The following is an 11988-nucleotide window of genomic DNA, read 5'->3' as shown; positions in this document are numbered from 1 at the left end:
GGCTTTATATTGCGTTTGCAAAGATACTTTGAAAAGTTAATTCTACAAATCAAAATACCAATTAAATAGGTCTGTTCTAATTCCTACATTAAACCAAACGGTGTTACTACTAATTGTATTTATAGTTTGTGCTTCAGGATTAAAATCTCTAAACGTGACATCTGTAAAAATCTTTAAATTTGTTGCAGGGTTAACAACATAGCCTACTTGAAGGTTTGCAAAGAATGTGGATGTTTTATTTCCTTGCCCAACTTCGATTCCTGTGTCAAAAGGCCTATCGTTATAGTCTCTATAAATGTCTCCTCCATAACTGTAGTTATCTATTCCATTATTAAAATCTAAGCCCCTGGTTCCTAAAACTAATTTAGCATTACCAAACCAACGTTTGTAATGATAACGACCAATAACGATAAACTCACTAAAGTTAGAACCCCAAAGGTGCGCCATAGATTGATTACTATGACCATAATTTAATACTATAGTGTTATGCGAATATGTATAAGGTCTAACTCTGTTATACTCTGTTTGAAGCATTAAATTTTTTACCTTAAAAGCATTATAATATTTAAACCCTAGTTGGTAACCAAATTTATTTTTCCAGCTTTTTTCTCCTCCAGACATATCGCTTAGAGAAAATTCATCTAATATAAATTGTCCATAAACATTCATGTTATCGTTTAATTTATATTTACCAGACAATCCCATTAATGCATTTCCAGCCCCTTGACCAGTTTCGAATTCGATGGCTCTAAAAAAGATAATTGGATTTAAGTAATTAATATCGAAACCTCTATTGTTTGCATTATTCCAAATAACGGATTCAAACAAACCTATATTTAATCTTTTTGAGACATTCCAACTTAAGAAATGCGTCGCCATATATTTTGGAAAATAGGCACCATCTACTTCTACTTCTGGTCTTACATCTCTTAACCACATCCATGTACTTGTGTATTTTATTTTCCAAAACGTCGTGTTTAACTTTAAAAATGGATGAGGTGTTGCTACATCACTAATAAATAACGAACGATACCCATCTCCAATAAAGTTTTTACCATGCCCAAATTGCACATTTAAAAACTTAAAAGGGGTGTACGACAAATAAGCTTCAGCTACAGGATAGTCGTAACCGTTATCTTTAAAAGATTTCGCAATACCACGACCAGGAATTATAGCAGCTTCATCAGTAGCTTTAATAGATTCGGCATAACGATTATAATATTGAGCAAAACGCCCCTGACTTTCGAAAAAAGATGTGTAAAAACTAAATTTTTTCCCAAAACCACCTTGAATATTAATTCCTCTAGTATTGTTATAAGTGTTTGAAAAATCTGCTTCTGTATCTTTTCCCATTTCAAAATCGAAAATAGGGTCGATTGTAAACCAATAATCTTTGCCTTCAACTCTTACTAATCTTTCATTCCAAAGCTTTCTTCCAGCAAAAGTTTTTGTGTCTTTTGATAAGGTATCAACTGCTGCTTGAAAATCGTAATATGCTGAAACATCTTCATACATATATGGCTTTGAAGCTGTATGACTATTCGTGCCAACTAAATTGATGCTTCTATCGAATTTCGCATAATTGCTATGCGTAAAAGGAATGTTTAACTGACTTTTATATTCTTTATTTGAAAAAGGTACCAACTTCAAATTCACGCTATCGTATTCCTTTTTAGCTGCATTCTCTAATTTTGTTAATTCTTTATCAATGGTTGGATCTTCATCTTTTGATAAGTCTTTAGTTGCCACTGCTTGATTAACTAAAGGAATTTTAACAGCTATGGAATATTGTTTGTACGTGGGGTTTCCATTATAAGTTCCTGGCTCTATTTTTGGAAACTCTTCAAAAACTCGTTTAGCCTCGTCTTTTAGTTCTTGATAAGTAGCATCCACATATATAACCCGAAAATCGCCTTCTTTACTAACTTCAAAGAGCACGACTACATCGCCTTTATAATTATCATCAATAACTTCTTGTGGCACTTTAAAATTGCTAAAAACCTGATTAAAGATCTGATTATCAAAACACTTTTGAAGTAACTCTAATTCGACTGTTTCACATTCAGAAAACACTGGTGGTTTTTCGTATAGAAAATCGTTTTGAGCGAAACTATATATTTGAAAAAATAAAAAACCAATTACGAAGAATTTCTTCATATCCATATGTAAGATTAATTTGCGTTGAAAGATACTATTTTTTTAATAATGATAGCATGAAAAAAAGCCGTTAACATCTCTGTTAACGGCTTTGAATCTAGAAATATTTCAAACTTTAATTTATAACTTGAAATTTTATAGGTAAACTATAAACCACTTCTACATTTTTGTCCTTTTGTTTTGCAGGTGTCATTTGTGGTAATTTATTTATAACACGTTCTGCTTCTTTATCCAACTGACTGTAGTTTGAATTTGTTTTAATATCCTTTACACGACCTTGTTTATCTATTTTAAACATGACGTAGATTTTTTGCTCTCCCTTTAATCCCATATTTCCAGCAATATCTGTGTTGAATTTCCTCTGGATGTGAACTGATATTTTATCAGACAGACATTGTCTTCTAGCTTCATTGGTTTTTGCATCTTCGCAGCCTGGAAAAATTGGTACTTGCTCTACTACCATTATATTGGTTGGCTGTATATCCTCAGGTTTTTCTTCAACCTTAACTTTTCTTGGGTCGACAGGAGGACTTTCTTTTAGTGGCTCTATAACAACATCTTTAGATTCTATTATTGGATCGTCATTCTCTTTAATCACTGGATTATTAAATACAATAGGTTTCCTTTCCTTTTTCTCAACTTGACTGGCATCTTCTAAAATTTTAATTGGAACATTGTAAACATAGAGGTCGTCATCTTCTAGATTTGTCAATTTTTGAGAAACAATTTCAGTTGTTATAAAAGACGTTTCAAAGAGTCCATAAGCAACAAGCAAACAGATTATTAATCCGATTTGAAAATAAAGCGATGAGTTTTTTTGTAAATTTGCATCATGCTTTTGAGATTTTGTTTCGCACGTCTCATTTTGCAGAATGAGATTGCGATTTTTCTTTTTGAAAATCATAATAATAAAATTTAAATGTTAATATTATGATAAAATATCAATAAACATACCAAAAAGAAATCCCGTTACAGTTATTGTAACGGGATTTTAATTTTATTTTAGAATACAAAAAATCTTAATCTTGTACCTGGAATTTAATAGGTAAGTAATAAGGCACTCTTACTGCTTTTCCTCTTTGTTTCCCTGGTTTCATTTTAGGAAGCATTCCAACAACTCTTTTCGCCTCTTCTTCTAATCTTGGGTGTGGTGCTCTTGCTTTAACATCTACAATATCACCTGTTTTATCAATCTTAAAGAATACACTTATTTTTTGAATACCACTTAATCCTAAGTCTCCTGCTAAATCTGTGTTGAATTTTTTCTGAATAAACTTTTGAAGTTTTTCATTCATACACGCTTTTTTATCTTCGTTGTTACCACTTTCGCAACCTGGAAATACTGGCACGTTTTCAATAACTGCAAATGGTACTTCTAAATCTTCTTCAACTTCTTCTACTTCTACTTCTTCAACCTCAACAATTTCTTCTTCTTGACTTGTTTCTGTAGATTCAATTACAGTTTCTTCAACTTCTTCTTCATCTTCAACAACCTCTATAACTTCAGGAGCTGCTGGTGGTGGAGGTGGAGGTGGTGGTGTTTGTAATTGTTCCGTAATTGGAATTTCTTCATCAAATTCATCATCCATATTTAACTGTCCAATATCTATTGCAGACTTATCATACGTTTTATAATTAATAGCATAATTAGTTATAAATAGCATTAATGCTAAACCAACAGCAAAGTACAGAGCACTGTTTCTACCTACGTTAGCTTTCGGATTTTTCTTTTGTTCCATGAGTTTAAGTTTTCCTGAATGCTAAAATAACCATTTATTTGGCAAATAAGCAAACGATTAATATTTTTTAACTTCAATTTTTATACAGTTATTGATTAAAATAGCTGCAATTAATATTCCAAGCAAATTAGCTAAGATATCTTTAACATCAAAACTTCTTGATGTTGTTATAAGTAGTTGTAATACTTCAATAATTATACCAAAAAGTGCCGAAACGATGACACTTCGAATAATACTTTGGTTTTTATTGTTTCTAAATTTATAAAAAAAGGTATTAAACCAAAGTCCGGTAAAAAGGATATAGGCAAGAAAATGAAATATTTTATCGCTAAACGATGGGATTATTTCTTCAACATTGTCTAAATCTAATTTAACCAAACTTACTATTGTAAGCATAATTGTGTAAGAAACAGAAAGTAATAACGCTTTCTTTTTAAGCACCAATTAAAGCTTTATAATCATCGGAAGACATCAACCCATCTACTTGAGAAAGGTCTGAACATTTTAATTTTATCATCCAACCTTCACCATATGGATCTGAATTTACTTTTTCTGGTTCGTCTTCTAAAGATTCATTAAATTCTATAATTTCGCCTGAAAGAGGTAGAAATAAATCTGAAACTGTTTTAACAGCTTCAACGGTTCCGAAAATTTCTTCAGCATCTAAGGTTTCATCTACAGTTTCTACTTCAACATAAACGATATCTCCTAGCTCTCCTTGGGCAAAATCTGTGATTCCAATAGTAGCAACATCTCCTTCTATTTTAATCCATTCGTGATCTTTTGTGTACTTTAAATTTGATGGAATATTCATTATAATATGTATTTATTTTCGCAAATGTATTTATTCAATTTTTAATATCAAACAGATTTTATTAATTACCAAAATTATATCTTAAAGTAATTCCTGAACGAATGGTAGTTTGAGGGTATGCTGTAGAAATAGCATATTCTGAAAACATATAATCGAAATAGAAAATTCCTGTTAGATTTTTGCTAAATGAATAATCTGCAGTAAGTTTTCCAGACCAGATCGTTTGTCCTGATGTAATCTGGTTGTTATCTAAGTCTAAATATCTAATAATTGTTTCGTTTCTTCTGTAACCTAAGTCTGCTTTAAAGTTTAAATCGCTAACAATTCTTTTGGTTGGGCCAGCTAATTTAGATTTTATTCTAACATCTTTAATTCTATAACCTAATCCAATAATGTATTCGTTTCCTTGAATTTCGGTCATTAAGTTATTATCGAAACTTAGAGATAAAAGTCTGTCCTTTTTAATTTCGGCTAAAATCTTAATAGAATTTCTCATCTCCATATCTATTCGGATTAACGGACTAAACATTTCAGTTAAGTTAACATTACTATAGATGGTTTCGTTTTTAAAATTTCCTCCTTGATCTAATTCTTCTGGATCTTGGGAATCGTAATCTAAATTTGATCTGAATTGATTGATGGTATAGTTAGCACGATATCCATGGATTAATGAAAAACGCTTAAATCGTTTCTTAAACCATCCCAAATTCATTAATCCAGTATATTTAATGTCCCAATTAGGAATTGGAAAATCGCTAATTGCAGATAAAGAAATACCATTGGCTTCTTTTCCTTTATAAGCAGCTAAAAACGACGGTAGTAATACAGCTTGATTATTTTTTCCATAACCCACAGGATATCCTTCAGAATCAACTGGGAAATTAGAACTTCCGTAATGTTCTTCGGCCAATCTATTAGCTACATCTAATCTGTTAGATCTAAAATCATCGAAAGCAGCAGATTGGGTCTCATCACTTTTACTAAAGGCTGTATTAATTAATATGGTAGAGATACTAAAATTCCCAAAAGTGTTTGGCGTAAGAGATTCGTATTCATACCCATCACCATAATCGTTTATTCTATAGTTTTCTGTATAATTTTCAGCATATAACCTGGTACCAACTAAGTCTATTTTTAAATCGTTAAAAGGCTCAATATTTGCTGTATAATCTAATTGTTGTGTTTTAACAGCTGAATATTGTTCATTAAAATCTGGATATACAGTTAACCATCCATTTCTTGCTGCAAGATCTCTAACATCTCTTTGACTTCCGAAAGTAAATCCAACAGTTGGTTTTAAAGTACCTATAAATCCTGGTGTTCTTAAATATCCAGGCAAATATGTTCCGTTAGTTTCAGCAAAATTAAACTGAATTCTTTTAACGCTTGTTAATATGTCAATTCCAACGTTTGCTAATTTCTGTCCACCATTTTTAACTTTTGCAGGCTTTGGACCATCTTTACCTTCTTCTCCTTCTTTAGTTACGGCAGCTGCTCTTGGTGTGCTGTTTTTTCTAACTGTTTTCTTTTTAAGTCCTATAAAATTATAGAGCTTATTCATATTAAAAGTTGTATTAATATTGTGTCTGTTGGCATTAGAAATGGTGTTACCTAAATCGTATGTTTGTCCATCAATTTCTAAATTACCAAATAAGTCAGATCCTTTTTGCCATTGAAAATCACCACTATAAGAGTAAGCAGCATCGATAAAACTAAAGACTGGAATTTTGTTTAATGGAATGTCGTAATTAATTCCTAATTGTTGAAACTGTCTGTTTGGGTCGCCAAAATCGAAAAAGCCATCCCAAACATCTAATGATGGATCCTGCTGTCCATTAATTATTCCATCTTTAAAATAATTTCTTACAATATTATTGTTTGATGCTGTAAGGTTTAGCTGTAAAGACTTGGTTAAATTATAATTTATTGTGTATTGGTAATCGAAAGTATAGTTTCTTCTATAAAATTCATCTAAGCCAATATTATTACCGGTTAAATCTACTTCCCTAAATTTTTGTTGGTTGTATTGTCGGTTAATATTGGTATTAACTGTAAAACTTGAAGGTAGCGGATTGAAATTAAATTCTTTTAACAGTTTTAAGTATTCGCTAGTAAATAGCGAGTCGTTTTTCTTAAAAGGTTCAATAGAAATTGGTTCAAAATTATAGGCATAATTTGCTCCAGCTCTTACTGTTTGATCGATAGAGTTTTCGATTTCAAAATCTCTGTGCTTAATTTTATTATAAGAATAGTTGAAGGTTAAATTTTCTACATCGTAGAAACGTGGTTTAGAATCGTTTGTTTTTATTTTTCTAACACCAATAAAATTGATACTTCTTCTTTTAGTATAATTTTCAGATTGTTCTCGTATTAGATCTTTTTCATCGTCAGAATCTGCAGCATCAATCCTAGATTCTAAGGTTAAATCTTTATAATACTCATCGTATTTTGGTGTAATTAATTCTTCACCTTGACCATAATTAAACGGAATTTGAATTCCCCATTTTGGTGGTAATAACTGTCCTACATTTACGTTAGTAACAACATCATATTGTTCGACATCTTCTCTACTTCTTTGGTTTGGGCCTTGTTCTAAGGAGCCGAAACCTGTGGTGCTTTTTCTACCGGTTGCACTTACATTTGCAAAATCTGCAAAATTGGTATCGATACTTAAAACGGCTGCCCAACCTCCTTCATTATCCATATCCGATAAGCGAAGCTCATTAAACCATAAGACAGCACATTTATCTGTTACAGCAGCATTTTTTACACCTACCATTAAGGTTCTAATATCACCAAAATTTGGATTACCAATTATGGCTATACGTTGCTGACCTAGGGTATATGGCGAATATTCTGGAACAGGATTTTCACTTAAATTACCATCAATAACATCATAAAATGTTGGATCGGGACTACTAATTGTTCCATTACTTATGCCTTCTGCTTTAATAGCCTGTAACAATTCTAAAGATAAATTAATTTCGTTTTCTTCAGGCCATAATAACTCTCTTGATGTACCATCGCTAACTTTTAATGGAATTTCTATTTGGTAATAATTTTGAGTTAAATCGTTACCCATACGAATAAAACCAATTAAATCTTCGTCATTTAAGCCTGGTATTTCTCCTTCTTCAGCATGCATAAACATTCTAAGTTTTTTATACTGACGCATATCTAAATTAATATTTTTATAGACAGCTCTGGCATCTTGAGATTCTAATTCACAGACATCTAAAACTAAAGATTGTTCGTTTTGACGAATGACTGTATTATTATTATAAAACTCTTCTGGTTCTACTCCTGGTGGAGAAATATATGTTCCATTGTTTTCTATGGTTCCAATAACACCTACACTAAACTCTGTATTATCTAAACTTGGATCACCTCCATCTGCATCTAATGTTAATGAATACCTTCTCCAATCGCTTCTAACTAAATCTAATGTACCAAAACGGAATACTGTTTTTTCTGTAAATTCTTTTAAATACATACGTGCAAAACGAATGGATCTAAAGTCTGAAATACCTCCAATTTCATTAGTGAATTCGTCTACTGGAATTCTAAACTGCAACCATCTTGGAGTAACAGATTGCCCATTTGGCAATTCTCTTACTTGATCTTCTTTTATGTCTACAATAAATGGGTTGTTTAAGTTTAATGTAGTAGGTTTTAAATCTAACTCATATTCATAATAACTATCAATGGTATTCATGGTGTTATCACGATTAATATCTTCCACATCTGGTTGTGTGGTAGAACCTCTGTCAGTATCTGAAAAAACATCTGGAGAGTTTCCTTCTAGGCCATTATAACGCTTGTAACGTTCAAAAATATCTCCTTCTGTATTTAAGAAATATGTATAATTATCGTTTGCTGGATCTGGTAAAGACGCATAATCTGTAAAAATTTGAGCTTCCTCTGAATCATCATATCCGTCGAAACCTACATCTTGATTGGTACGTTGATCTCCAGTTGTGTCAAATGCGTAAATTAAGGATTGGTTTTGAGGGTATACGGTTTCCCAAGAATCAGATGGAGGTAAAACACCTATTACATTACCATCTGCTGGTAATCCGTTTTCGTACACTTTTCTACCATCTTTAATAACATCTTCAGAAATATTACCAAGATTTAATACTAATTTCCCTCCTGGATTGGCGGCATTGTCTTGATAAGGATCTTGTAACCAAAACTCTATATATTCAACGTTAGATTGTTCGAAATCTGTAGATGTTAGTTGTCTTGTAATCCCTGCCCAATTCTCAATTGGGTTGGTAAGTGTATTTGTTGACACATCGACATCTGATGTTTGAAAGTTGTAAGGTCCTCTTTCTGTAGGGTAAAATGCTAAATCTAACGTATTAACAACGGTAGTTTGTCCTTGTGCTATATCTTGGTTTGGAAATAATTCTTCTATAAAAACACGACTGGTATATAAATCTGAAATATCGTCGTCTGTAATTCCACTTGGACTTCTACTTCCGTAGAAAATAGGGTCAATATTATACCAGTTTAACAAAGCTCTTTGATACCCATTTTGAATCCCATTTTCATCTTCGGTTGGATTTGAAAATACATTTAATTCTTTCGGTCTACTCGATAAAAACCAAGACTGTGGAGATTTTAAATCGATAGCATTTTGCGAGCCTTCAAAATCGTCGATATAGGAGGTTGCTTCTCCATCAAATTCGGTTCCTTTAGGAGATCCAGGAGTTAAATAAGCAAATTCACCTCTAACTGAAAGATTAGAAGGAACATCTGTATCGATATTTGGTAATTTATTTACTAAACGTGTAAAGAAGGGTACTTCGGTTGAATAGTTACCGTGAATTCCAAAAATATGATTGTTAATTGGCTCTTGATCGTAATTTGCTTTTTGGGTGATTGGTCTTTCACTTAAATGAAGCCATGTGGCACCTAAAACAAAATTTTCGTTAAATTGATGATCTACATTAATTCCTGTAAACCGCTTTGTTTGTTGTCCAAATACAGCGTTATTTTCAGTTGTCACTTGAATAGGTGTATTGGATGCTTTTAAAGCTTCATCAAGAATCTGGACAGTTCCTTGTTGATAATTTACGGTATAATCTATGCCTTCTACTAAAACACGGCCACCTGCTGTAACTTGAACAGACCCTCTAGGTACATTAAAGGCTCCTATTGGAATACCATCTCCACCAGTAGATTTATAACGTCCTTTAATTTTGAATTTATTTTTGTCTGCAGCCTCTAAAGCAGCAGTTTTAGTTTCCTTATAAAGAACATCGTAAACATATTTTGTTTGATTATCGTTATAAGTCATGTCATTATTATAATCTTCACCACCTAGTGCTAGTTTGTTAAATAAGTACTCTCCAAAAGGCTCAGCTTTTGTGAATATTATTTTTCCATTTTGTGGAATAACCGTAATTCCAGGAACAAAATCGAAAAATCCATCTCCATTTGTTTGTGGATCGCCATTAAAATTTAATCTATCTAAATTAAAGAGACGCAATAAGGTGGTGTTCTGGATTAAGTCTTCTGGTGGTGTTGAAGGTGTTACGGGGCTTCCATTAATATCAACACCAAAAGAACTTCCATCAGCTGGTGAAATAAAGTTTAACGGAGATGCTTCGTTATAGAAAATATTTAATTTAAAGTCTTCCTGACTTAACTGATAAGCTCCAGTGTTATAAATATTCTTCATCATTAAGTCCCAAATAGGCTGATTAACATTGGTAATAGGACTTTTTAACAATTTCAAAATTAAATTGTTATTGGTTACTGTTGTTATCCCTCCAGGGTTGGTATCTACTCCAGTAGCATCTAAACCATCATTAGCAAATTCTCCTACTTGATACACTTGTCCTCCAACAGTATATTGGAAAGCTACAGCAAGAACTTCATCGTTATTTAATCTTTGGTTCAACGAGATATACCCTAATTGAGTATCCACTGTAAATTCTTGACCTTGTTGTAGTTTTCTAGCATTTTCAAGTTTTGCATAATCAGAACCTTCATTCACAGAATTAGATAGTGAACCAAAACCTTGTTGCACTGTAGCTATATCTCTAATTTGCTGGGTTAAAACAGAACCTGAACCAATTTGAGTTGGGTTATAATCGTTATTTCCATTATCTGGAAAAGCATTTGGTCCTGCATTAATAAATCCAGGAGGGATTGGTTGCAAATACATATTATTTGCATTCGGGTCTGGATTAGATTCCCCCAAATCTTGTAATGCAACAACATTTCGTACATTTTCTGTACTATTACTTCTATTTGTTACCCAAACTTCTATTCTGGTAATCTGCACATTAGAATTAATAAAAGGATAGTTTTCTAAGGATGCATCATATTTATCTCTAAAATAGTGCGCTAAGAAATAGTGTCTGTTTTCATCATATTCTCTAGCAAAAAAATCAAACTCTTCAAGGGTTCCTCCTCCTTGAGCAATAACAGTCGTTCTATCTGATTTTTGTTCAGAAAACACGCCTGTAATGGTTGTTTTTCCAAATTGTAACTCCGCTTTTACACCAAACAGACTTTGAGCTCCTGTAATTAAAGAACTGTTTAATGGCATACTTACATTACCCACTTCTATTTTTTGAATAATGTCGTCTTCGGTTGGTGTGTATTCTAACTTGATAAGATTTTGAAAATCGAAAGTAGATTCGGTATCGTAATTTGCCGTTACTTGAAGTCGAGTTCCTACTTTACCTAATAAGCTCAAACTGATTCTTTGGTCAAAATCGAAAGTGAAGTTACTTCTATTTTGAGGTGAAAATGTAGGATTGTCTTGTTTTGTAAATAAAACACCTAAATCCATTTCAACAGAACCCTGTGGCACTACATTAATGGTATTACCTCCAAAAATAGTTTCAAATAAACCCGATCTTACATAAAACTCTGGAAGTAAGTTTTTTTGTTCTTCTTCTGCCCCTTCTTTCTTGCCGTCATAGGCATCAATTTTTTGCTTGTAATAAGCTTTTAAATTTTCTTGAAGTACTAACTCTCTAAATTCTTCAGGAGTTAATATAATGGGGTAGTTAATGTTAAAATTACCAACTGTTTCTGTATAAATATATCTATCTGTAAGTGGATCGTAAGTATATTTAGATTCAATACTATTTGGGTTAGGCATATTTAGATTTCCTAATGCATAACCTGTACTAGTACTATCTTGTTCTGTTGGTGTTACCTGAGAGTATGAAAATACACTAAAAAGCATGAAAAGACTTAATACTGTATACTGCTTGATTTTTATTGAAAAAATATGGTTGGTTGTGCTCAAAT

At 32.2% G+C, this 11988-nt stretch carries 6 protein-coding genes; all 6 read right to left on the bottom strand.

Annotated features, from left to right (window positions below):
- Positions 1–42: 42 nt before the first annotated feature.
- Complete coding sequence (locus ACI5KZ_RS11300; protein WP_406847679.1) at positions 43–2157, bottom strand: gliding motility protein RemB; 2115 nt, start codon at positions 2155–2157, stop codon at positions 43–45.
- A gap of 115 nt (positions 2158–2272) precedes the next feature.
- Complete coding sequence (locus ACI5KZ_RS11295; protein ID WP_109309819.1) at positions 2273–3061, bottom strand: energy transducer TonB; 789 nt, start codon at positions 3059–3061, stop codon at positions 2273–2275.
- 115 nt (positions 3062–3176) lie between these two features.
- On the bottom strand, positions 3177–3896 hold the full coding sequence (locus tag ACI5KZ_RS11290; RefSeq protein ID WP_406847678.1) for an energy transducer TonB: 720 nt from the start codon (positions 3894–3896) through the stop codon (positions 3177–3179).
- 57 nt (positions 3897–3953) lie between these two features.
- Positions 3954–4292, bottom strand: coding sequence for a VanZ family protein (locus tag ACI5KZ_RS11285; RefSeq protein ID WP_406847677.1), 339 nt, complete (start codon positions 4290–4292; stop codon positions 3954–3956).
- Positions 4293–4329: 37 nt separating this feature from the next.
- On the bottom strand, positions 4330–4710 hold the full coding sequence (gene gcvH / locus ACI5KZ_RS11280; protein ID WP_109309822.1) for a glycine cleavage system protein GcvH: 381 nt from the start codon (positions 4708–4710) through the stop codon (positions 4330–4332).
- A 61-nt stretch (positions 4711–4771) separates the two neighbouring features.
- A complete protein-coding gene (gene sprA, locus ACI5KZ_RS11275; RefSeq protein WP_406847676.1) occupies positions 4772–11923 on the bottom strand; it encodes a cell surface protein SprA in 7152 nt (2383 codons plus the stop codon).
- Between the last annotated feature and the right edge of the window lie 65 nt (positions 11924–11988).

Origin of the sequence: Xanthomarina sp. GH4-25, from assembly GCF_045363175.1 — a bacterium.
Taxonomy (GTDB): Bacteria; Bacteroidota; Bacteroidia; order Flavobacteriales; family Flavobacteriaceae; genus Xanthomarina.
The sequence above is the reverse complement of the archived record's forward strand: the minus strand, read 5'-3'. Positions and strand labels throughout refer to the sequence as shown.